The sequence below is a fragment of the Calothrix sp. NIES-2100 genome (genome assembly GCF_963875285.1).
GTDB lineage: Bacteria > Cyanobacteriota > Cyanobacteriia > Cyanobacteriales > Nostocaceae > Aulosira.
This window is the reverse complement of the sequence record NZ_CAWNLA010000001.1, coordinates 2,031,263-2,053,316: the sequence shown is the minus strand read 5'-3', so window position 1 is coordinate 2,053,316 and position 22,054 is coordinate 2,031,263. Positions and strand designations below refer to the sequence as shown.

Here is a 22,054-nt window from a genome sequence, read left to right as displayed (position 1 = left end):
TGACTTTTGACTCCTGAATGATATTGAGATAAATCTTAGTTTTATTTAAGTAATTGCTCGCGATTAAATTAGGATTGCTATATACAAAGATAGGCTGGCGACTACAATTACACTTACATAGAAACTAAAAAATATTTCTTGTCCACAAACCCCTACAAAATACTTTTTCTTCTTGATTGAAATCATCAGTATCAAATCAGATAATAGTAGTGACCAGATATAAGCTTGATGCCAGCAAGTGTTAAAACCGAAAGCTTGTAAAGTGAAGATACTCGTGAAGTAACAAGGCATCCCAAGGATAAGCAAACGCATTGGTAATCTGTCTTCAGGAGTAGCATCAGCAGCAAATATGTAGCCAAAAAATGCGAAACCTCCACAGATGTGAGCGCATATTCCAGCAAGGACGAGGCTAATCAGCTGAATCGATGAGATTGTCATAGTTTTTCATCAACCTCTACATTAATACAAATCCTTATAAAGATTTATAGAAATAGGCTCGTCTAATTGCTGTGTAACCTGCTTAACTAATAATTGATGATGTTTTCACGCCATACTAAAAAGCTAATAGCGCTTTGCTACAAACGAATATTAGATATAATATTCACTTTTACTTCATGATAAGAAAAGATTGTGAGGATTGGGTGAGTAAATAAGTAAATTGCGCTCAAAACAAAAATATTCATTTCCAAATGCAAAGCACGATAAATAGCAAAAATTCAGAGCGGCGGAAGCCACTCTGAACTTTATCCTCGTTTTGCTATAGAGTTAATTAGCACTCACAACTTATTACTCAACACTGCGGAAAGCTTGACTAATTTTGTGTCAAATCACAAAAAGATAAAAGATCGGAGGGAGCAGCAAAGACAAGAAGAATAATTACTCTTGACTCTTGACTCTTGACCCTTGACTCTTTTACGCTTTCTCCACACCTGTATGCACAGTTTTCACCCATTTCAGCCGTTTTTGCCGCAAGGACATCCGGGCGGTAGTACTGCTCATGACTACCAACCAGTGCAACATATATAAAGTGCCACGTATGGTTTGCAGCAGTAACAGTAAATATGTAGAAAACTGGAATTTTTGTCCTTGATGAATCCGCCTCAGACCGGTGAACATCCCCAGTATCGATAGGCTAACAGACAAGCCAGTGAGGGGGCCTAACATTGGTGGACGATGGCGGGCGATCGCCATTAATAAATCTGGGATTGTTGCTGTTGGTAAAATGTACATAATCAGCATAAAGCTGAGTAAATCCCAGGTTTTACGCACCCCTAAGCGGTTTTTCAACAGCAAATCCCAGTAATCCAAATAACGCTGATATCCACCTTCTGCCCAACGGTTGCGCTGATGCCAAAGTGCGATCGCATTTGTCACACCCTCTTCTTGTACTGCGGGTGAGAAAACACACTCAATATCCCAGTCATCTAGATGTAGGCGCAACGTCAAATCCAAATCATCAGTGATGGTTTCTTCGTTCCAGCCACCGCAACTGGTTAAGGCGGCGCGGCGGACAAATTGACCGTTACCGCGCAGTTCGCCAATCCCACCAAGGGCAGTCCGCTGTTGCTGAAAATAGGTATCCAGCGCCATTTCTGCCATTTGACCTTTTGTCCAAAAATTCTCTTTAGCGTTGGCGATCGCTTTTCGCACCTGCACCGCCCCTACTTTTTCTCTTTGGAACAAAGGTACTACCTGTTGCAACAAGTCTGGTGATACTTGGGCATCAGCATCAAAAACGGCGATAATTTCGCCCTTAGTCAGAGGCAAAACTTGATTCAATGCTCCCGACTTACCGCCAGTAGCTTGTGCACAACGGCGGAGGATCTTGAGTTGTTTGTATTCCTTGGCTAATTCTGTGAGTAACTGCGGTGTGCTGTCACTGCTGTTATCGTCAATGATCCATAGTTCGTACTTGCCATCTGGATATTCCAGACTGCAAAGACTCTTGACTAATCTGCCAATTACTGCTTCTTCATTTTTCGCTGACACTAAAACAGATACAGAAGGTAAATCTGGCTGCATTTGTTTTGGATGACGGCGGGGTCTGGCAAATACCACCTCCAAAGCGTGAATACCCAGAATAGTGGTTAGTCCCAGTACGAATATAAAACCCCAGGAAACTAAATGCAGAGCGATTGTGCTGCTCCAGACTATAGTCAAAACTAGAGCTGCTTTGCGTCTGCGTCCTTGAAACCGGAATGGTAGAAACAAAGGTTCTGTCTCTACTACTAATTCCTCGGTTGCTGAGAGGTCAGACAACAGAGAATTGAGCCCAGCAAGCTCATCATTAGAATCTTCTTCGGGCCAGAAATTCGCTGGCATAGGTTACTTGATTCAAAAACCACTATTGTTCTACGCCGATAAAGAAGCTGAGAATCAGGTAACACCAAACTGTACAACCTTGAGCTAGCCCTGAGATTGGCAGTAATTTTTTACCTTTTCTGACTCGATTGCGAGTCAGTAGAATTGCCCTTTAAAGACAACTCTAGTTTAGGTAGAGCGATCGCCAAGTAGCAACAGCTAGTTGTTGAGAGAAGTCACAATAACAGCATCTACCTCTAGATAGAAGAGATTTTTGATTGTTATTGCTCTCAGCTTCCATAAAAGCTAATGCAGCCCCATTGTACCTGACATTCACATATTTCTTAACAGTAACTTTATGGAATGGGCAGAAAACCCTAATCCCACAGACTCTGGGGTTATCAGCATAAGTAGGTGTTGTCGGGTTTGAGCAATATTAAACCCTTATTTCTTCTTAATTACCGCTCAGACACCGTTGTATTTGTCAGGTGGGCACTGCCGGCAAGGTCAAAATCAGGTTGTCGCAATACCCACCTATGAGCTTGACAGAAAATGTGTAAACCAGAAATTTTTGGGAATACTTAGTATTGAAACCTACTTAATCCCTTGATAACAGTAGGGTCGAGGAGTTCCCTACCTCTACATTCCCAGTCACTGTACCTTATGAGGAATATTTAACAATGTCTATTGAGCAACTCCAGCCAGTCAGTGCCCAACAAGCAAGTGTTTATCTACCCTACATTCAAGGTAGCAGGCGCAACTTCTTACCTTATGCCATCAGTCTTTACCAAAAAGGTTTTTTGGAAGGACAGCGCAAAATAGAAGCCAGTGACAATATTCCCTTTGTCGCTACCTGGAATGTTGCCAGTCTACCTTCAGACTTGACCCGTTGCCGAATGCAGTTTGACGGCGATGCAGAGCTAAGTTACGAAGTGATGATGGCCAGTTCTGAGTTTATAACTTATTTAATTGAATTGATGGACAACTATAAACGCAATCGCCTCACAGATTTCTCCCAACCTTTTTATCGCAAGCTGCTGCGTGTAGATGAGTGAATCTGCGATCGCCCTAGCCATTCCTGTAGAGAATAGGATCTTACTGTTTGTAGTCAGCTTTTTCAGTAGGGCTAAAGCGCAAGGCGCTTTAGCCCTAGATATTGAGAATGCAGCACCTTAAGCAGCGGATGAGGGGGGGGAGGGAGATGAGCGGTATGAGGGAAACTATTGACTAATGACCATTGACCACTGACCACTGACAAACAAAGCGCAATCAATCGGATTGTCACAAAGCGCGATCGCTAAGTTCGACCTAAAATTAGAAAACACCAAGCTGGGTTCTACTTCCTTTTGAATTTAGGAGTGCATGTGTGCCAAAATCCGCGAAATATTTGCTGATTGGATCAACTGAGACTTATAGCGGTAAATCTGCTACAGTTTTGGGTTTGTCTCATCAGCTAAAGCAAACAGGACTGGATATCTCCTACGGCAAACCTTTAGGTACAACTTTCAATGTATCTGTTGGTAACATCTTTGAGGAAGATGTCCAGTTCATTGCCCATAGCCTCAACCTGAGCGAAAATCGGGTTGCACCCACAATGTTGGCTTTGGATGAAGTAACTGTGCAAAAACGCTTGCTTGGCGAAGATAAAACTGATTATCAGCAGTCCCTAGTACAGCAATATTTGCCAATTTCCAGGGGAGATTTGGTGTTGCTAGAAGGGCCTGGTGATTTGTCAGAAGGTAAGTTATTTGACTTATCTTTGCCGCAAGTAGCTGAGGTCTTAAATGCCAGTGTGTTGTTAGTAGCACGCTACAAATCTCTACTTTCGGTTGAAGCGCTGTTATCTGCCAAGGAACGTATAGGCGATCGCTTGATTGGTGTTGTGATCAATGATATCCCTACCGAAAAATTAGAATCTGCCAAAAATATTTTGCGGCCGTTCTTAGAGCAGCAGGGAATTACGGTGTTAGGAATGCTACCAAAAAGTGAGTTACTACGCAGTGTTAGCGTGGGGGAACTGGTGAAACAGTTAAAAGCCGAAGTTCTCTGTGGTAGCGATCGCCTTGATTTAATGGTGGAAAGTTTAGCAATTGGCGCAATGAATGTGAACGCTGCTGTCAAATACTTCCGCAAACGGCAGAATATGGCAGTGGTAACCGGAGGTGATCGCGTCGAAATTCAGCAAGCGGCATTAGAAACTTCTACCCAATGCCTAATTCTCACAGGACAACTACCACCGCCTGCGTTTATCCTCAATCGTGCTGAAGAACTAGAAATTCCCATTTTGTCTGTTGATTTAGATACCCTCACCACAGTAGAAATTGTTGATCGCACTTTTGGACAAGTGCGTGTCCACGAACCAATTAAGGTAGAGTGCATTCGTCAGTTGATGAGCGAGCATTTTGACCTAGAACGCCTGTTATCCAAACTTGGACTCAGTCCAGCCGCCGCGTTACCTTAGGCAGGGGAGCAGGGGGGGACAAGGGGGACTATTGACTATTGACCAATGACCAATGACCAATGACCAATGACTATTAACAAGATCTAACTCAAGTAAGCTTCGCACTTACACTCTGTTTGGTAAAATATCTTGGTCGTTTAATCTCATTATGTTCATCTTTGAGCCAGTCAATAGACCTCATTAACCTCGATACATTAGCGCAAGAACTGGCGACAATCCAGCAAACAGGTTCTAAACGAATTGCCTTGCTGGGTTCCCGTCACGTCCCAATTACGCACCAGAATCTCATTGAAATGATGACCTATGCCTTGGTTTTATCAGGCAATCGGGTGATCACTTCTGGAGCTACAGGTACCAATTCTGCCGCCATTAAAGGCGCAATGCGGGCTGACCCTAATTTGTTGACGGTGATTCTACCCCAAAGCTTAGAACGCCAGCCCAATGAATCACGTCAGCAGCTAGAACTGGTAATGCACCTAGTCGAAAATCCTAGTAACGATAATCTGTCCCTTGCTGAAGCGAGTTACATTTGCAATAAGGAGATTATTTCCCGCTGTCAGCAACTCATTTGCTTTGCATTTCACGACAGTCGTACTCTGCTACAAACTTGTAAAGATGCAGAAGAACAGAGAAAAGTTGTCACACTTTTCTACTTTGACTAGCGTGAGGCTGGGTCGGCGTGAGTTTAGTTATTCAGAAGAAAAACTACAAATGGTTCATGGGTGATAGGTTCTGCTAATTGCCCATAACCGACAATTAATGCTATTTATGGATTTGGTTGATGACGTCATGACATCCACCTATTTTTGCTGCGCTTTAGGCTGCGATCGCAAAGGGGGGAATAGAGGATAGGCTAGTATAAAGACCGATTTATTCATACTTCATCCCTATTTCCGATCCAACATCCAAAATTCAACGATGCGCTATGGCTTCTAATTATTCCTTTGACATTGTGAGTGATTTTGACCGACAAGAATTGGTCAACGCCGTCGATCAAGTTGTGCGAGAAATCAAAGGCCGTTACGACCTCAAAGATACTGCAACTACTGTTGAGTTAGGTGAGGAAAGTATTGACGTTAATACAGACAGTGAGTTTACTTTAGATTCTGTGCAAAACATTCTTCGAGAAAAAGCTGCTAAACGCAATCTTTCTCAGAAAATTTTTGATTTTGGCAAAGTTGAATCAGCTAGTGGTAACCGTGTGCGTCAAGAAATCAAACTCAAAAAAGGTATCAGTCAAGATATTGCTAAACAAATTTCCAAATTGATTCGAGATGAATTTAAAAAGGTGCAAGCTTCAATTCAAGGTGATGCTGTGCGGGTAACAGCTAAATCTAAAGACGAACTGCAAGCTATTATTCAGCGTTTGAAACAAGAAGATTTACCTGTAGCTTTACAATTTACAAATTATCGTTAAATCTTCTGTAGCTTGTTGTTCAGATCCCTGACTTCTTGAAGGATACTGCTGGCGAATTAGGAGTAAGACCCCTCGCTTATCCCGAAATCCCGCCGTCACCTCCGGGTGCGGCTAATCGTACAAAGCCCCAGGCTTTCAGCCTGCGGGCGTTATTTCGGGTAAGCTAGAGAACAGTATTTGTTCAAAAATCAAATAGTAATCCGATATATATATGTAGTGTAGTTATGAAAAATTAAAAACTCTTCAAACCAAAGCTTTTGCGTAAAAATTCCCAACTTTTAATAGCTAACCTAACTACAAATATCTTAGAAAATTTTTCAAATTTGTAGTTAAAAAGTAAATCCATGATTTCATTAATATTCAAAAATTTTAGATAAGTGATTGACCTGTCCACTATCTTGTCACTATCAAGCAAATATTTCTTTAGTCCTAGTTTCTCGGAAATTATCCATTTTTTATAAAATATTTTGTACATTTCTTTTTGATATTTTTTAAAGTCTGAAGCTTCACCATTTAAATATTGTTCAATATATTTAACGGCTACTTCAGCACTACACATACCATGTCTAATGCCTTCTCCGCCTAAGAAATTCACTGTCGAGACGGCATCTCCAATAGCTATAATATTGTTGCTGTAATACTTATCCTGCAATCCCTGGCTATACTTAAGTGTTGCTCCATGAATATCGATAATTTTGTAATTTTTGGGTTGAATATAATCTTTGATAATCAGGTCAATATAATATTTTATCGGTTCTGCCTTTTGAATTGATTGATGCTGTGAATTTAATAATCCTGCACCAACTTTTAATTTATATTTTTCCATAGGAAATATCCAAGAATATCCTTTGGGCATCCATTTATGACCTAGGAAAAAAGTTAAGCGATCGCAGTGTTTTTCATAATCTTCTGGTTCTACTTCTAAGAGGTACTCAATTCCTGTCCCACTGTGGAATAATGGTTGAGCTTCTCCTTTGTTATATATGACTGCTCTAGATGGGCCAGTTGCATCAACTACAACTTTTGCTGCAACTTTTATCTCTCCTTCTTTTTTCGATTTAAAAACTAGAATAGTTTGCTCTGTTTCCTCTACTTTTCTCAGGTAAAAATACCCCAGCCAAACCTCTCCACCATTGGCTTTGACTTCATTGGCTAAGAATTCTCTTAATTTACTAAAATCTAAAACCGCACCCAGAGATTTTGGCGAATCCCAAGTTTCATTTAAATTGGTGGTGACAATTTTAATTCCTTGCCAATAACTACCGATAACTTCATCAGGTAAATCAAACTTAGCCAATGTTTCTATAGGAGTTCCAGCGCTAGAGAAGCTGTTTACAGAAAAGTTTGCATATCTTTCTACTAGCAAAACCTTGCGCCCAGCTTTTGCTAACAATCTAGCACAGTGTCCCCCAGCCGGGCCTGCACCGACAACTACCACATCAAAGTTCTTCATCCAAACCTCTACTAAATAATTAGTAATTGATAATACCCTAGCCTATGGGAACTCTAGGGTATTACGAATTACGAATTACGAATTACGAATTATTTAAAGAACTTTATGGGTGTGGGAGTGCTGTTTAACGTTATCTTCTTTGGTCACTACCCTAGCAGCATTTAGCACACGCTTGCGTTCAGTAGAGTAATTCAACTCTGTGTAGGTTGTACCCAAAGGAATGAGAGATTTGCTAACTTCACGCCGCTTATAGGTACGAGCGGCTGCAAATAGCCGTGTTACAAACTCATCTGCAAATTGAGCAGACTCTGGGAAGGTGCTTGGTGCTGAGAGTTGATCCCCATCCAGGATAGAGCCTAAAGTTGTCGCCCAAGCAAACTTATATGAAGTGGGAATCCCTTTCATTATTGCTTCTAAAGCCGCAGAGGGAATGGGTTCAATCACTTCTACTTGATGTACTTCTCCATCTTCCTTGACAAAGCAGGTTGCCAAGCCGATCACAATGTAATCATCAGCAGTTAAATCCGGGGACTCGGGGTAAGAAATTGCAATTGTCATAAGAAAATTTTCTCAAAACTTAAAAGTCAGATTAAGGAACTAGAACCTGGAACCGTTAGATGCGAATCTATAAAGAGACACGGCAACGGGGATCAACCTCATAGTTCAAGCTAGGAGATTCGCGCCGGAATTGTTGTTTTTCTTGACGGCTTCAGTCATTTGCTTCTTGAATAATTGCGCCTACAGGAAAACAGGGTTGCCCATTCTGAGCATTGCCGTGTTCCTGGGTGCTTTGCGTTATCTCTCATCAACGGCTTGTTGGCATTCTACCAAGTTGTCGCTCTCACTACCTGACTAGTCTTTGAGATTGATCTTTGGTTTTTCGGGAATTTAACCTGGGGATGAGGTATCTATGATGAGATTGGATCATGAATTGTTTGTATGAGATAAAGTTTTTCTATGGTTGTGGTTGTAATTATTTAGTAATTATAGACACCTGAAGAACTGACATATCAGACAAAATGGCAGCACAATAATAACTATATTTTGAATTCAAAAACCAAGTATATACGGCAGGACAATATGAGTAATAACTCCTATGTAGCTTTTGGAGATAAGCAAAATAACTTATGCGATTCAGTATCAAATCAAACTAAAAATTTCAAAGATGATTTAGACATAGAAGATGGTGATTTACGCTCTTGTGCCTTGAGATTGGCTCAGAGAGGAGATTATGGTGAGGCGATCGCACTTTTAAGCCAACTGATCCGCCGTCATCCGCAAAACGCGATTGATTACAACAACCGTGGGCTGATTTATTTTCAAAGCGGTGAAAGCCAAAAAGCGTTTTGTGACTATAACACAGCACTGCAAATAAATCCGAGTTTGGCTAGTGCTTATAATAACCGCGCCAACTACTATGCTGCTTGTGGCAAATTAGCCGCAGCGATCGCTGATTATGATCGGGCGATTGATTTGAATCCTAGCCATGTCCGGGCACGCATTAACAGAGGCATCACCTGGCGCGAATTAGGGCAATACGAAGAGGCAATTGAGAATTTTGATGTCGCACTGCTTTTCGGGCAGCTAGAAGGTCATATCTGGGCTGAGAGAGGCAGGACTTATCATCTTTGGGGTGACTGGAATTGTGCGATCGCTGATTATCGTCGTGCGTTGACTCAAATACCCGATAGAAAAGATGTTCCTGGTTGGCGCTTGCGTAGACAACTGGAAAATTGGTTAACTGAACTGCTATCTCCTGAACATCCTGATTCTGTAGATTAGTCCCTCAAAGGACTTGCAAATCTAATTTGTGAGTAGAGGATAGCGACCCTGTATAACTAATAGCTAATAAATATTAAGTAGTGCAGCTTGGCGACAATAACTATAACAGGCAATATCTCTTCTAGCTTCAAACGGTACTATACTCTAGTTTTTAGCCCCTAGTAGCTTTTGCTTAAGGTGATGACTCGGATTGGTTAGTTGCTTCTGCTTGATCCTGATTCATCAACACGATCTGACGCTGGGACGGGTCAAATCGGTAGCTTTGTTGTTGCATAATACTTTTGGCTTGCGAGGGATCGAAGTTGCGGCTGAATTGTCCTTGCAAAACATTCACACGCCCTTCCATCTGCTTGGTTTCAGTACGCATTTCTCGCAATTTGTCTTGCTGTAACCAGTGATAAGGCAAAAGTTGCATCAGGGCGGAAACTGCTGCTGCTGAAATTGCCAGATTAACTGCTATCTTGGCTGTTACTTCCACAGCCATTACTTGATGCGATCGCTGACGCAGATGGCGCTTTGGCCGAGGAACAACCCGGCGTTTTTGTATCGGTTGTAGCGGCTCTCTAGATGGTTGAATAGCGTTCATGATGGTAAAAAAGACCTCGTAAATTCAAGCAGAACAGCGCAAAAAGCCGATTAGTGAAGAATGGTAGATAGTGAGCCACTGCAGTGGACGGGTTCCCCTTTATCAAGCAAGTGGCGAAGCCGAAGGGCAGATCACAGAAGGAAATATTGTCAAATATTATACAGAATTAATTTCTTTATGCTCTGTCATATGGTAATCGCGTCCCTGGTTTTAAGTAGGTAGGAAAATAATAGAGCGTCAACTTTATCAAATTCCTGGCATTTGCGTGCAGGTATTCCTTCTGAAGAAAGTACTTCTGCCTTCTTAAGCCTTGATTTAGCTGCCATATTACTTCATTTTTCGGAAATTGCTACAAGTGTATTCACAGCCAAAAAAGAAACCTGGCATACGTAAGTAGCCAGAGTCGAACACTTACTTGCCTAAAGCTACAAGTGTCGATCAAAGTTACTCACTCATGCCAGGCTTCTTAGCCCAACAACTGTGTCACACAGTAGCTTATTTGTAAAGTTCTGTGGCTAAACGCCAAGCCAAAACACCTGGAATCAAGGCCACAACCAAAGCGATGTACACTTGAGTATCTGAGAGAGATGTGACAGCAAACATGAGAGTGTTAGATATAGGCATGGTTGGAAACCTCCTAAACTCAATACGTTTTAAATAGTTCGTTTACTACTTTTCCCTGTTTTGCCAGGTTTGTGGAATATCTTGTTACAAGATGCAACAAAAGCCGCGATCGCTCCGTAGTCATTCGTTATTCTTTTTAAAGAAAATATATCAATCTATGGACTAACGCTGGGTGTCTGGCGATTTGTCGTTGAGGCTGTCAATGGTCAATGGTCAATGGTCATTGGTCATTGGTCATTGGTCAATAAATTCTAGACTCTGGACTCTGGACTCTTGACTCTTGACTCTGGACTCTTGAGAACCCTAACCTGGATTTATTGTGCCAGTTGTGTAACTAAATCTATGGATTTATTTCTGGGGATCGACTTTGGGACATCTGGCGCTAGGGCGACGGTGATTGACGCTGAAGCTAGCATCCAGGCAGAAATGAGGTATCCTTGGGAAATTTCCGCTGATTGGATAGATGTATGGCACAAGGCTTTATGGACGCTGTTAGCCGCCATTCCAGAACCACTGCGGCGAGGAATTAAGGCGATCGCTATTAATGGGACTTCTTCCACTGTCTTGCTGATAGACGCAGCTGGAAACCCACAAGACGCACCTTTGCTTTATAACGATTCACGGGGATCGGTGATGCTAGAGCAGTTGAAAAGTATCGCCCCGGAGAATCATACAGTAGTCAGTGCTACTTCCAGCCTTGCCAAACTTCTGTGGATGTCACAGTTACCGACATTTACAGAAGCTAGATATTTCCTGCATCAAGCAGATTGGCTAGCATTTCTGCTGCATGGACGCTTAGGTATTAGCGACTACCACAACGCCTTAAAACTGGGTTACGACGTGGAAGAGTTGAAATACCCCCAATGGCTGGAAAATTTGCCAATCCCAATTCAGCTACCTGAAGTTTTACCGCCTGGAACACCGATTGGGGAATTACGCCCAGAAATTGCAGCTAAATTTGGTTTGCGCCAGGATTGTTTAGTTTGTGCGGGGACTACAGATAGTATTGCGGCTTTTCTGGCCAGTGGCGCAAAATCACCAGGGGAAGCGGTGACTTCCTTGGGTTCGACACTGGTATTAAAACTATTGAGTCGTACTCGCGTTGAAGATGCGCGATATGGAATTTACAGCCATCGCTTAGGTGATTTGTGGCTAACTGGCGGTGCTTCTAATACTGGGGGTGCAGTGTTGCGGCAATTTTTTACTGACGCTGAGTTAAAAAGCTTGAGTAGTGAGATTGATGCTACCACAGCCAGCGAGTTAGATTATTATCCCTTGTTGAAAGCAGGCGATCGCTTTCCGATTAACGATCCCAATTTACCCCCACGCTTAGAACCACGCCCAGATAATCCTAGGGAATTTTTACATGGGTTATTAGAAAGTATTGCCCGCATAGAAGCGCGGGGGTATGAATTATTACAGCAAATGGGCACAGATAACTTACATCGCGTTTATACGGCTGGTGGTGGTGCAGCTAATAATACTTGGACTGCTATACGTGGAAGGTATTTAAAAGTCCCCGTAGTTTCCTCAGAAAATACGGAAGCAGCCTATGGAACAGCGCTTCTGGCGATGCGGGGGGTGTTTGATAAGTAGGGCGGTGCAATTAAACATAACTGGCGAGGACTGTCATTTGTCATTCTTACAAAGTTCTGATCGGAGGAAACCTCCGCTCAGACTTTGCGCTTTGTCATTTGTCATTGGTAAGGGTTTCAAGCCAATTTACGTTTCGTAACATAGTTTGGTTTTTTTCCACCGACTTACTTAGTATGAACAAAAGGGACAAGGAAGATAAGGAAGACAAGGGAGACAAGGAAGATAGGTGTTTGTAACTCCTAAACGGATTGCTATATCTGTTTTCTTTTCTCTAGGACTTACGCACACTCTACGAACTCTTGGCGTTCTTGGCATCTTCTCTGCGAGACGCTGCGCGTTGGCGGAAGCCTCTCGCAGAGAAGGCGGTTCAATAAATTAAGGTTTTTGGTAATTTTTGCGTAAGTCCTATTCTCTTCTCTGTGCCTAATAAGGTTAAATCAATTATTATTGAACCGCAGAGGACGCAAAGAGCGCAGGGGAAAAAACAGATTTTATCACTCTCCTTGAAAGAAATGGAGAAATTAGCTTTGTTACCGCCTCACCGTGTCTGTTTGTCCCCGTGTCTAATTACTCGCCTTGATGAATTTGTTGATAAACCCAATCCCGCAGAATATTGGCTTTTTGATGAGAAATAGACGCATGAAGACTCCTAAGAGTCATCCGTACCAGCAGATTTTTTTGATGGGGATTAATACCTAAACGTTGAATCGCTTTTTGTGGAAGTTGCGGGTAAAGAGTTTCGCTTAATATTTCCACAGATTCTAATAGTTCAGCTTCATTGCCTAAAACTTTTAGTATTTGTTCACAAATATCTTCTAAATCAGTATCTATCCCAGTGACAATAGACATATCTCGGCTGATACTTGGTTTATTAGATACCTGATTATAGGTTTCCAGGTTCGTCATCTGGGCAGCTATTTGGGGATGGGTGTTTCGCAATAAGCGAATATCATCTATCCCTTTTACTAACATCACCAGACGATCTAATCCCCAACCAGAAGCTAAACCTGTATAGCCTCTTTTAAGTAAATTAGGGTGAATTTCTCCACATTCTCCTACCTCAATCCAGTTACCATTAACTAACACTTCAATTTCTAAACCATTGCAGGTATATGGATGTGATGTTTCATTTAGGCGATAGGAAACACCGGGAAGAATTGAGTTGAGAATAACAGTAATTAATTGAATTAAAGCAACTCTGGCTAATTGTTGATGTTGGCTAATTAACCATACATCCATTTGATGGGGTTCCCCGACGTGACGCTTATCCACCACATCCCGGCGATAACAAATACCGGGGTGGAGAATGAGTTGTTCCCCGTGTAAGTGAGGAAGTAACTCTGGCATAATCACAGTGGTATGAGTTCTGAGTAGCCTACCGTCACTGAGGTAACGGGTGTATTTGGCGGAACGGGATAAACTTTCGCTGGGAATATACAGCTTATCGTAGTTATTGGCGATCGTCGTGATGGGAGAAGAACGCCAAATTGTTGGTTCAGGATAACCGGATGCTTGCAGAACTTCGGCTATTTTGTAGACGATTAGATTAATGGCGTGAATACCATTCGCTGGGTTCGTCAAGTCCGGCTTCAAAAGTCCAGATGGTTCATTTTTTGCCTCTTTTGAAATTACTTGTATTATACTTGTAACATAATACCGTGAATTACTCCATCACCCACTTGAGTGATGATGATAACTCTTATATAGAAAATTAGATCCCCGACTTCTTTGAGAAGTCGGGGATCTGGACAGCGCGAATTTTCACAAATAATATAGGATTGCTATATGCAAAATTAGATTAGTTAGTATTGCTGGAGATTTCTGGAACTTTCTGATTGCCAGGATTTGAATAGAAAATATAAAATCTAACACAGGTTTAACTTGTTGCTCAAACAGGTTTAACTTGTTGCTGAATGGGAATCTGAATCAAAAATTCTGTTCCTTCCCCCAGGGTAGAAAAACATTTGAGCTTACCAGCATGTTTTTCGGTGATGATTTGATAACTGATAGACATACCCATACCTGTACCTTTTCCCACAGGCTTGGTTGTAAAGAACGGATCGAAGATGCGTTGCTGAATCTGTTCGGAAATACCAATTCCGTTGTCGGCGATCGCAATTTCAACCCATTGGGTATCGATAGCTGATGTGCGAATCGTAATCTGACTGGGTTTGGCTTTAATTTCTGCAACTGTTCGCTGAGTATTATTTTCTTCCATTGCATCGATGGCATTGGATAAAATATTCATAAAAACTTGATTGAGTTGCCCAGCAGAACACTCGACTTGGGGCAAGGTACCATAGTCCTTAATTACTTCAATTGCTGGATAATGTGATTGGGCTTTCAGGCGATGTTGCAAAATCAGCAATGTACTATTGATGCCTTCATGAATATCCACAGTTTTAAAATCGGCTTCATCCATACGCGAGAAATTACGTAGCGACAACACAATCTCACGAATGCGATCAGTTCCTATCTTCATGGAATCAACAACCTTAATCAAATCTTGCTGCAAAAACTCCAGGTCAATTTCATCCGCTTCAGCTTGAATTTCTGGTGGAGCCTTGGGGTAAAACTTCTGGTAAAGTCTGATAAAGGCTAAAAGACTATGTGCATAGTCTTGAAAATGAGTCAGGTTGCCGTGGATAAAATTAACTGGGTTATTAATTTCGTGAGCAACGCCAGCTACAAGCTCTCCCAAACTCGACATTTTCTCACTTTGCACCAATTGCAACTGAGCTTTCTGGAGGTTTTCTAAGGTAAGTTGTAAATGCTGGGTTTGCTCCTTTAAGCGAGCTTCTGCTTGCTGTAGTTCTGTAATTGACTGTTCCTTCTCTTGAGCATCGGATTTCATCTTTTGGGCTAGCTGATGCCCATAAAACGTCACACCACTAACCATGAGCACCATTGCGCCTGCGATCGCCAACTCATACTGTCGAAATACATTGGCGGCTATTTGTTGTTGCTCCAAGAGATGCTGCTGAATCTGGCTCACATTCCGGCGAAATCTCGCCAGCGCTTTATTGACTTGATGATATTTACGATCCATCGTTGCCATGCGTCTGCCAGCCATTTCCGGCTGATTCTGGCGAAAATATGAAAAAATTAGTTTGGCTTCAGCAACCATTTCTGTTGTTGCTGCTTCCACCCCAGCCAAATCTTTGAGTAAATGTGTTGCTTGTGCTGGATCGACCTGAGTTTGTAGCTCTTGTCTAACGACGTTAAATTTCTTCTCAAATATATCCTGGGCAGATTCTAATCTCTTTGACTCCAACCTGACATCCTGTGAATCGAAAACATCATTTCCCGGGGCATTGACATCTGCTAGAAGTTGACCTAGATCAGAATAGGTTTCCAGTCGCGCAGCCCACTCATGATTTACCACAAGAGACTGAGTATAAATGTTCATTATCTTGTGGTTGAGGTACAGACTGCTTGAGACGGTTAGTAGATCAAAGGCTGCTAGAGCGTAGTAAACATACTGCCACTTGGCTATTGATAACCATTGAACAAAAGTGGGAAACTTTTTTTGCAGAAATATTACTGATGTTTGCATGGGAATTCCACATCTGGCTAGTCAAGAGTAGTCATAAGTAATCCCACAGAATTATTTACACAGAAGTTTCTACCCAGAATCAAAGTTTAATGTCTTAATTTTCTGTAAACGTGTGTAATAAATTGTGTTTAAATACTTACAATTAATTCTTCCCCAACTATCCATAATATGAACAGGTACGCGATCGCACTCTTCACTCCTCTCTGTGTTCTCTGCGCCTTTGCGGTTCCTTAAAAATTCTTTCCTGCTAACTTCTGCAACGCCAATAAACCCGCACCATAAGCGGGTTCATGCTTAGGAAACATCACTTTTACTTGAGGAAACTTCTTAGCCAGAGATGCGGTAAACTTGTCATGCATCTTGGATTTACCTTGCCACACACTTCCTGTAGTCACTACTTCTAAAATTGGGCGATCGCAAAGTGAATTATTGCATCACTCAACTGGGTGAGTTTGAAGGGAAATGCGGTTTTTTGGTGAAGAGTTAGAAAAACTCACCGTAAAGGCGCAGAGAAGAGTTTGTTTAAGAATGTTTGACCAGCGCGATCGAGGTTATCATCTAGTGAAAAGGTAAGACTACGGACTTGAATATCGTTACTTTTAATATTTAGTGACTGTTTCAAATCAACTGGATATACCAAGAAAGCTTGTTTACAATTGGTTGTGTTAGCGTAGCTAATCATTTGATGAATATCGCTATTTGCCGCTTTTTCAGGAGATTTATATTTTGTATCTAAAACTGCTAATGGTTTGCCAGTAGCAGCATCACAAAGTAAGATATCTAAAATAAATTGCCGATTTTGACCAACTTCTATTTGATGCTGTTGTTTAAAACAATAGCCTTGTGGCGCATTTTTCTTCAACCATTCTGCAACAAAAAGCTCATATAAATGTGCCATGTCAATGAGAAAAGGTAAAGTTTTATGATTTCCCATGTCATGACTTGGGCTACTGTTATCTAAAAAGAATCGGCAGAGAATATGTAATATTTGATAGTCTTCATTCAGGCGATTATATTGTCTGTCGATACAATCTTCTGCACGATAAGGTTGTGGTGTTACTAATCCTTGGAGAGCGTGATAAGCTTTTCTTACTGTTGGTGATACTCTATCTGAACACAAACCACTGTGACCAATAATATAAAGTGTCCAAGCCAGAATTTGGTTTTCTGCAACATCAGCAGTATGTTCTTGGTAGTGACATTTGAGTTTAACATCCCAAGGCTTTTGAATTAGCTGTTGCATATCCAGTCGTCCTCTTACATAGGCAAGCTGCTGTGTTTTAGGCAAGTAAGTACGATATAATCCTTTACGGCATCGCGCAATAATTTTCTGGGCTAATAAATGAGCCAGATAATTATAAAATTCTTGCAAAGATTCGCAATCCATCAGCCCATCAAGAAAGCGAAAATCCTTCAAATTATAGGCATATTCCAGCATATCGAAGAGGTTTTTGATAGGAACTTTGGGATTGATTTTTAAACCAAAGTCAGGATTTACAGGAATATAACCAACCCATCCTTTAGATTTAAGCCGCCACTGATGTCTTGTTTTGTAGCTAGGAAATTCTATCTCTATTTGCGTTTTATATTTATCATATAATTCCTGTCCTACCGAGTCTGGTATATCTTGATATGTAAATAGCTTCTCTTGATATTCTGTTATTTCAATAATTCTGTGTTTTACTGGGTTTCTGTCCATAAATTTTGCTTAATTGTATCCCAGCGAAAATTTTCTACCTTCTCTATCTGGTTAAAAAAGTATTCTTCTAAATAAGGTTCAATTTCCATACGCCAGATGTCTTCAATATCTTCGCGTAGATTATCTGTTAAAAAGAAGGAAATACCAATTTCATAGTTTTTATCGGCAATAACTTGATTTAATTGCTGTAGAATATTAATTAATCCCTCTACTGCAACACCTGTTTTTTGGTGATAACGTCGCAATACATCATAATTTGGGCGAAGTTCAATAAATGCAAAGCGACGACGAAGCGCATGATCTATGAGGGCAATAGACCTATCTGCTGTATTCATTGTGCCAATAATACGGACATTTTTTGGGATGCGAAAGGTATTACCGCCAGCTAAAGGAATTTCTTTATCACGATACTCTAGCAAATACATCAATTCGCCAAAAACTTGAGCTAAATTTGCACGATTTATCTCATCTATGATGAGGACACAAGTGTCTTGACAAAATTCTGCTTTTTTGCAAAATTCTAAAAAGCGTCCAGGAACAAGTGGGTATGTTAATTTTCCATCTTCACTTTGGGGACGGATACCTTGAATAAAGTCTTCATAAGTGTATGATGGATGAAATTGCACAATTTCTAAAAAACCATCACCACCACCAATTAAATGTTTAGCAAGATGTTCAGCTATAAATGTTTTACCTGTTCCGGGTGAACCGTATAAAATTACTTGTCTTTTTCGATTTACCGCACGTATCCAGCGTTTTATCTCTATATCTTCAATACCTATGTTGTCAGAAAATTGATTCAGGGTATATCTGGGTTTTAAGTCATACATTGAAAAATATTTAACTAATGACCGAGCTGCGTGTTGAATTTTATATAATTGTTCTAATTGTTCAAATTCATCATTATTATTTTCATTGTATAGACATCTTATATCTAAAATTTTATCATATACGTGTGTTCCTAAAAGTGCAGTTTTATATATAGGGAATTGATAATCTTTGTTTTCGTAATCATGTACCTCAGCTAAATTAAGTAAATTATTAATAATTGTTTTTTCAATAATTTGTTCAGCTTCTATTTTTTGTAATGTATATTCATCTTCATATTTTTCAAGCTGTTGTTGTCTAAATTCTTGTATGGCTTGCAACATTATTGAATCATAACTTCTATCTAAGAGATCCAAAATTCCTTGCCCTAAATCCATCTCAACAAAATGCAGTAAATTATCTGAGTCAATTTCTGAATTTAAAATTGGTAGGATTTTATCTATATATTCAATTATATATTCGTCAAAATAAGCGCTATTTTTAATATTTTCTAACCAATCAAATAAGTAAACTTCAACATAATATTCCCAGCAATCACCACCAACTAATTCTAAAAATAAACTGACAATAGCACAAAAGCGCAGAAATACTTGCCAAAATTCTTGTTGATTTGAATATGTTGCAAGTCCAGCTTCAATTATTATTTCCCATGCTTCCCAAATTAGTTCTAAAAGTTCCCATTCTTGGTCACATCCTTCAGTAGTAATTCGGACTGCATAAGCTACATCAGCCCAAGTAATAGTATTTTTTTTTATCATATCGAAGATGATATAAAAAACTTAGCTCATATTTAAACAAGTTGAGACTTGCTTTCTATCTATGGTTCCCTTCATCAGCGCAACAATTACTACTCTCCCCTACTTAACTTCTGCAACGCCAATAAACCCGCACCATAAGCAGGTTCATGCTTAGGAAACATCACTTTTACTTGAGGAAACTTTTTAGCCAGAGATGCGGAAAACCTCTCATGCATCTTGGATTTACCTTGCCACACACTTCCTGTAGTCACTACTTCTAAAATTGGGCGATCGCTAAAAATTTGCTCAATCACTGTGGCGGTGGCTGTAACCAAATATTCTACAGCATCGTCAATAATTTTATTCGCTACTTCATCACCTAAAGCTGCTGCTAAATCTACAATTTCTGCTAAAGCAGCTATTTCGGTAACTCCCCACCCCCGCTGATATATTAATTCCACTAAAGTTTCTAAACTAGACAATTCTAGATAAACTTTGAAAATATCTATCAAACTCGTTTGTTTCCCACTGCCATCATAAGCTTTCAATGCTGCCTGTACACCCGCAATAGCAATTTTATAGGCGCTACCTTCATCTCCTAAAATATATCCCCAGCCACCAACGCGCTTGGTAACTCCTTGATGATTTCGCCCGAAAACTATCGAACCTGTACCTGCGGCTGTGACAATTCCCACATTATTAGCAATCCCACCAACTAAAGCAATTAAAGCATCATGACAAATGACAATATTAGCTGCTGGTAATGCCCAATTGATTGCCAAAAATTCACTATTTTGTAATTCTTTGACTACCCCTTTTACTACTTCAATATCTTCTGCACGTCCCACACCTGCTAAACCTAAACAAATCGCGGTAATTTTTATTGGCTTCGTGATATGTATAGCTTTATCTGTCGCCGCCATTATGGCAAATTCAATTGATTGTCGCGCTGCGTCAATACCTATACTTTGATAGTTAGATGCGCCTGCTTCCCCACGACTAATAACTTGGCGTGTTTCATCCATTAAGACACATACAGTCTTGCTACCGCCGCCATCAATTCCTAAAACATAATTCATGGATAAATTCAAAACTCGCTATTTTATTTACTTTCTAAAGGCAGAGGGTACACTTCGACTTCTCTGCGAGACGCTACGCGAACGCTCAGTGTCCCTTTTCCCTGTTAATTTTTAACTAGTGGGAGGCTTAACTGGTTCTTTTAATGGAATGAAAAATATAGTAATCATCCCTGGAATAGTCAGCAAACAAACCAAAACAAAAAATAATGGGTATCCCACTGCTTGTTGAATTGTACCGCTAATTGCCCCTGGCAACATCAGACCTAAAGCCATGAGTCCAGTAGATATGGCGTAATGAGAGGTTTTATATTCACCTTGACAAATATACATTAAATAGACGCTAAAGGCTGTAAAACCGAGTCCATAGCCAAATTGTTCTAAGGAAACTAGGGGATAAACTAATGTTAGTGATGGTTTAGCATAAGCCAGATATACATAAAATAAGTCAGGTAAATTCAAGGCTAAAGCCATAGGAAAAAGACATTTTTTTAAGCCATAGCGAGAAATTAACATTCCTCCTAAAATCCCGCCAATAATTAGAGAAAGTACGCCAAAGGTTCCGTAAATCAAGCCAAATTGTTCGGTTGAGACAGCTAAACCGCCTTTTTCTAGTTTGTCTAGGAGAAATAACGAAGCTATCTTCAACAGCATTGCTTCACCTAATCGATAAAGTAAGATAAATGCTAAAATAGCAACTATTTTCTCCTGGCGAAAATAGGTTTGAATAATATCTACAAAAGGTATCTTTTCCGCTTCGGCTTGTGTTTGGCGGGGAGTATCTGAGTCTGGTAAAGGTAAAATGAAGCGATGAAAAATAAACAAGATAGCAAAGATGACGGCGGAAAATCCTAACGATATAGTCCAACTTAAAGGAATATTATTGAGTGTGGTTTCTAATCGCCCAGCTAAAACCACTAACAATCCGCTACCAAATAATACGGCGATGCGATAAAACAGCGAACGAATACCAACAAAGAAAGCTTGTTGTTCGGGACTTAATGCCAACATATAATAGCCATCTGTAGCTATATCATAGGTTGCAGAAATAAATGCTCCGACTGTTAAGGCTGCTAAGGAGACGAAAAAGAAATTTGGGAGTTGTAAAGATAAAGCTACTAAACTTAAGCAACAAAACATGGCAAATTGGGTGACTAATATCCATGTTCTTTTTGTGGCGTAAATATCTACCACTGGCCCCCAAAACATTTTGATTACCCAGGGGAGGTAGAGAAAACTCGTCCAAGCTGTGATTTGGTCGTTGTCGATGCCGAGTTTTTTGTAGAAGATGACGGAAACGCTGCTGATGATGACGTTGGGGACACCTTCAGCGAAGTAGAGAGTGGGGATGTAAGTCCAAGGGGAGGTTTGAGGTTTCATAGAATTAAGGAACCGCCAAGTACGCCAAGAGCGCCAAGAGAAGATTAAGAAGATAGAATAATACGTTTGATGCCGTCTTTGAGGAGATGGACGTTAAAGTTTATCAGGAGGGCGAGGGGAGAGTTAGTAATTTTCAGATATGAGAGTACTTTTGCTTCATGGATTGGGGCTAGATTCTGGACAGCTTTTAATTCTAAAACTAGACAGTCCCCAATCAAAAAATCTAATCTACCTATACCTACTTCCTGTCCTTTGTAAGTGACTGTTACCGACTTCTCACATTCATAAGGTATACCACGGGTTAAAAATTCTATAATCAACGCCTGCTTATACACCTCCTCTAAAAACCCTGGCCCCAATATCCGATGTACCTCAATCGCCGCCCCAATCACAGCATAAGCGAGCCTGTCCACTTCCTGACTTGGCTCTCTTCTCTTGGCGTTCTCTGCGTCTTGGTGAAGCAGTCGCAGTCTTGGCGCTTTGCGTCGATTGCGAACTGCTGAACCCGAAGGGCGGTTCATTTCCATAAATCCCCCTTCATCCCTGTGGCAAAATTTA

The 22,054-nt window shown here is 40.7% G+C and carries 21 protein-coding genes and 1 pseudogene; 7 read left to right on the top strand and 15 right to left on the bottom strand.

Going from position 1 to position 22,054, the window contains the following annotated elements; all coding sequences use genetic code 11:
- Positions 1–63: 63 nt before the first annotated feature.
- The 3 genes from AACU32_RS08780 to AACU32_RS08770 form a co-directional block, all read right to left on the bottom strand.
- A complete protein-coding gene (locus AACU32_RS08780; protein ID WP_096599226.1) occupies positions 64–438 on the bottom strand; it encodes a hypothetical protein in 375 nt (124 codons plus the stop codon).
- 474 nt (positions 439–912) lie between these two features.
- Positions 913–2,322, bottom strand: a complete 1,410-nt coding sequence (locus AACU32_RS08775; protein ID WP_096599225.1) for a glycosyltransferase — start codon at positions 2,320–2,322, stop codon at positions 913–915.
- 163 nt (positions 2,323–2,485) lie between these two features.
- Positions 2,486–2,638, bottom strand: coding sequence for a hypothetical protein (locus AACU32_RS08770; RefSeq protein ID WP_339377670.1), 153 nt, complete (start codon positions 2,636–2,638; stop codon positions 2,486–2,488).
- A 343-nt stretch (positions 2,639–2,981) separates the two neighbouring features.
- Here AACU32_RS08770 and ebsA point away from each other — a divergent pair, with 343 nt between their 5' ends.
- The 5 genes from ebsA to AACU32_RS08745 all read left to right on the top strand — a co-directional run bounded on the left by ebsA (position 2,982) and on the right by AACU32_RS08745 (position 6,179).
- Positions 2,982–3,356 carry a type IV pilus biogenesis protein EbsA gene (gene ebsA / locus AACU32_RS08765; protein WP_096599224.1) on the top strand — a complete coding sequence of 125 codons (375 nt, stop codon included), beginning with the start codon at positions 2,982–2,984 and terminating at the stop codon, positions 3,354–3,356.
- Positions 3,349–3,477, top strand: a complete 129-nt coding sequence (locus tag AACU32_RS08760; protein WP_339377669.1) for a hypothetical protein — start codon at positions 3,349–3,351, stop codon at positions 3,475–3,477. The genes ebsA and AACU32_RS08760 overlap by 8 nt, the downstream gene beginning before the upstream one ends.
- Before the next feature lie 190 nt (positions 3,478–3,667).
- Complete coding sequence (locus AACU32_RS08755; protein WP_096599223.1) at positions 3,668–4,762, top strand: phosphotransacetylase family protein; 1,095 nt, start codon at positions 3,668–3,670, stop codon at positions 4,760–4,762.
- Positions 4,763–4,920: 158 nt separating this feature from the next.
- The gene (locus AACU32_RS08750) at positions 4,921–5,424 is read left to right on the top strand and encodes a DNA recombination-mediator protein A (protein ID WP_096599222.1); all 504 of its coding nucleotides are present in this window, start codon (positions 4,921–4,923) and stop codon (positions 5,422–5,424) included.
- A 263-nt stretch (positions 5,425–5,687) separates the two neighbouring features.
- A complete protein-coding gene (locus tag AACU32_RS08745) occupies positions 5,688–6,179 on the top strand; it encodes a YajQ family cyclic di-GMP-binding protein (RefSeq protein ID WP_096599221.1) in 492 nt (163 codons plus the stop codon).
- A gap of 232 nt (positions 6,180–6,411) precedes the next feature.
- On the opposite strand, the gene AACU32_RS08740 is transcribed toward AACU32_RS08745, so the two are convergent.
- Positions 6,412–7,632, bottom strand: a complete 1,221-nt coding sequence (locus AACU32_RS08740) for an NAD(P)/FAD-dependent oxidoreductase (RefSeq protein ID WP_096599220.1) — start codon at positions 7,630–7,632, stop codon at positions 6,412–6,414.
- Positions 7,633–7,725: 93 nt separating this feature from the next.
- Positions 7,726–8,190, bottom strand: a complete 465-nt coding sequence (locus tag AACU32_RS08735) for a hypothetical protein (protein ID WP_096599219.1) — start codon at positions 8,188–8,190, stop codon at positions 7,726–7,728.
- A 522-nt stretch (positions 8,191–8,712) separates the two neighbouring features.
- Here AACU32_RS08735 and AACU32_RS08730 point away from each other — a divergent pair.
- Complete coding sequence (locus tag AACU32_RS08730) at positions 8,713–9,414, top strand: tetratricopeptide repeat protein (protein ID WP_096599218.1); 702 nt, start codon at positions 8,713–8,715, stop codon at positions 9,412–9,414.
- Positions 9,415–9,586: 172 nt separating this feature from the next.
- On the opposite strand, the gene AACU32_RS08725 is transcribed toward AACU32_RS08730, so the two are convergent.
- Positions 9,587–10,000: a slr1601 family putative cell division protein gene (locus tag AACU32_RS08725; RefSeq protein ID WP_096599217.1), complete on the bottom strand. Its 414-nt coding sequence runs from the start codon at positions 9,998–10,000 to the stop codon at positions 9,587–9,589.
- A gap of 495 nt (positions 10,001–10,495) precedes the next feature.
- Positions 10,496–10,603 carry a photosystem I reaction center subunit XII gene (gene psaM / locus AACU32_RS08720; RefSeq protein ID WP_096599216.1) on the bottom strand — a complete coding sequence of 36 codons (108 nt, stop codon included), beginning with the start codon at positions 10,601–10,603 and terminating at the stop codon, positions 10,496–10,498.
- Between the two features lie 363 nt (positions 10,604–10,966).
- Here psaM and AACU32_RS08715 point away from each other — a divergent pair, with 363 nt between their 5' ends.
- Positions 10,967–12,220: an FGGY family carbohydrate kinase gene (locus tag AACU32_RS08715; RefSeq protein ID WP_096599215.1), complete on the top strand. Its 1,254-nt coding sequence runs from the start codon at positions 10,967–10,969 to the stop codon at positions 12,218–12,220.
- 567 nt (positions 12,221–12,787) lie between these two features.
- Here the strand turns inward: AACU32_RS08715 and srmL are convergent.
- From srmL to AACU32_RS08675, 8 genes and pseudogenes are all read right to left on the bottom strand, one after another.
- Positions 12,788–13,813 (bottom strand): PheS-related mystery ligase SrmL, encoded by a 1,026-nt coding sequence (srmL, locus tag AACU32_RS08710; RefSeq protein WP_339377668.1) that lies wholly within the window; start codon positions 13,811–13,813, stop codon positions 12,788–12,790.
- 295 nt (positions 13,814–14,108) lie between these two features.
- Positions 14,109–15,776 carry an ATP-binding protein gene (locus AACU32_RS08705; protein WP_096599213.1) on the bottom strand — a complete coding sequence of 556 codons (1,668 nt, stop codon included), beginning with the start codon at positions 15,774–15,776 and terminating at the stop codon, positions 14,109–14,111.
- Positions 15,777–16,006: 230 nt separating this feature from the next.
- Positions 16,007–16,183: pseudogene (locus AACU32_RS08700) on the bottom strand (ATPase); the annotation flags it as partial.
- Positions 16,184–16,269: 86 nt separating this feature from the next.
- Complete coding sequence (locus tag AACU32_RS08695) at positions 16,270–17,475, bottom strand: McrC family protein (RefSeq protein WP_096599212.1); 1,206 nt, start codon at positions 17,473–17,475, stop codon at positions 16,270–16,272.
- Entirely contained in the window at positions 17,457–19,061 is a 1,605-nt protein-coding gene (locus tag AACU32_RS08690; protein WP_096599211.1) for an McrB family protein, read from the bottom strand. Before AACU32_RS08690 ends, AACU32_RS08695 begins: the two co-directional genes overlap by 19 nt.
- A gap of 89 nt (positions 19,062–19,150) precedes the next feature.
- Complete coding sequence (locus tag AACU32_RS08685; RefSeq protein WP_096599210.1) at positions 19,151–20,119, bottom strand: N-acetylglucosamine kinase; 969 nt, start codon at positions 20,117–20,119, stop codon at positions 19,151–19,153.
- 111 nt (positions 20,120–20,230) lie between these two features.
- Positions 20,231–21,496 (bottom strand): MFS transporter, encoded by a 1,266-nt coding sequence (locus AACU32_RS08680; RefSeq protein ID WP_096599209.1) that lies wholly within the window; start codon positions 21,494–21,496, stop codon positions 20,231–20,233.
- A 44-nt stretch (positions 21,497–21,540) separates the two neighbouring features.
- Positions 21,541–22,017 (bottom strand): GxxExxY protein, encoded by a 477-nt coding sequence (locus AACU32_RS08675; RefSeq protein ID WP_096607919.1) that lies wholly within the window; start codon positions 22,015–22,017, stop codon positions 21,541–21,543.
- Positions 22,018–22,054 lie beyond the last annotated feature (37 nt).

What these genes read in the sequence shown, in the direction of transcription:
- AACU32_RS08725 (WP_096599217.1), bottom strand. Translation starts at nt 10,000, where the DNA reads ATGAACGCTATTCAACCATCTAGAGAGCCGCTACAACCGATACAAAAA.
- AACU32_RS08730 (WP_096599218.1), top strand. Translation starts at nt 8,713, where the DNA reads ATGAGTAATAACTCCTATGTAGCTTTTGGAGATAAGCAAAATAACTTA.
- AACU32_RS08735 (WP_096599219.1), bottom strand. Translation starts at nt 8,190, where the DNA reads ATGACAATTGCAATTTCTTACCCCGAGTCCCCGGATTTAACTGCTGAT.
- AACU32_RS08780 (WP_096599226.1), bottom strand. Translation starts at nt 438, where the DNA reads ATGACAATCTCATCGATTCAGCTGATTAGCCTCGTCCTTGCTGGAATA.
- AACU32_RS08740 (WP_096599220.1), bottom strand. Translation starts at nt 7,632, where the DNA reads ATGAAGAACTTTGATGTGGTAGTTGTCGGTGCAGGCCCGGCTGGGGGA.
- AACU32_RS08680 (WP_096599209.1), bottom strand. Translation starts at nt 21,496, where the DNA reads ATGAAACCTCAAACCTCCCCTTGGACTTACATCCCCACTCTCTACTTC.
- AACU32_RS08695 (WP_096599212.1), bottom strand. Translation starts at nt 17,475, where the DNA reads ATGGACAGAAACCCAGTAAAACACAGAATTATTGAAATAACAGAATAT.
- AACU32_RS08675 (WP_096607919.1), bottom strand. Translation starts at nt 22,017, where the DNA reads ATGAACCGCCCTTCGGGTTCAGCAGTTCGCAATCGACGCAAAGCGCCA.
- AACU32_RS08690 (WP_096599211.1), bottom strand. Translation starts at nt 19,061, where the DNA reads ATGATAAAAAAAAATACTATTACTTGGGCTGATGTAGCTTATGCAGTC.
- ebsA (WP_096599224.1), top strand. Translation starts at nt 2,982, where the DNA reads ATGTCTATTGAGCAACTCCAGCCAGTCAGTGCCCAACAAGCAAGTGTT.
- AACU32_RS08705 (WP_096599213.1), bottom strand. Translation starts at nt 15,776, where the DNA reads ATGCAAACATCAGTAATATTTCTGCAAAAAAAGTTTCCCACTTTTGTT.
- AACU32_RS08760 (WP_339377669.1), top strand. Translation starts at nt 3,349, where the DNA reads ATGAGTGAATCTGCGATCGCCCTAGCCATTCCTGTAGAGAATAGGATC.
- psaM (WP_096599216.1), bottom strand. Translation starts at nt 10,603, where the DNA reads ATGTTTGCTGTCACATCTCTCTCAGATACTCAAGTGTACATCGCTTTG.
- AACU32_RS08685 (WP_096599210.1), bottom strand. Translation starts at nt 20,119, where the DNA reads ATGAATTATGTTTTAGGAATTGATGGCGGCGGTAGCAAGACTGTATGT.
- AACU32_RS08715 (WP_096599215.1), top strand. Translation starts at nt 10,967, where the DNA reads ATGGATTTATTTCTGGGGATCGACTTTGGGACATCTGGCGCTAGGGCG.
- AACU32_RS08775 (WP_096599225.1), bottom strand. Translation starts at nt 2,322, where the DNA reads ATGCCAGCGAATTTCTGGCCCGAAGAAGATTCTAATGATGAGCTTGCT.
- AACU32_RS08745 (WP_096599221.1), top strand. Translation starts at nt 5,688, where the DNA reads ATGGCTTCTAATTATTCCTTTGACATTGTGAGTGATTTTGACCGACAA.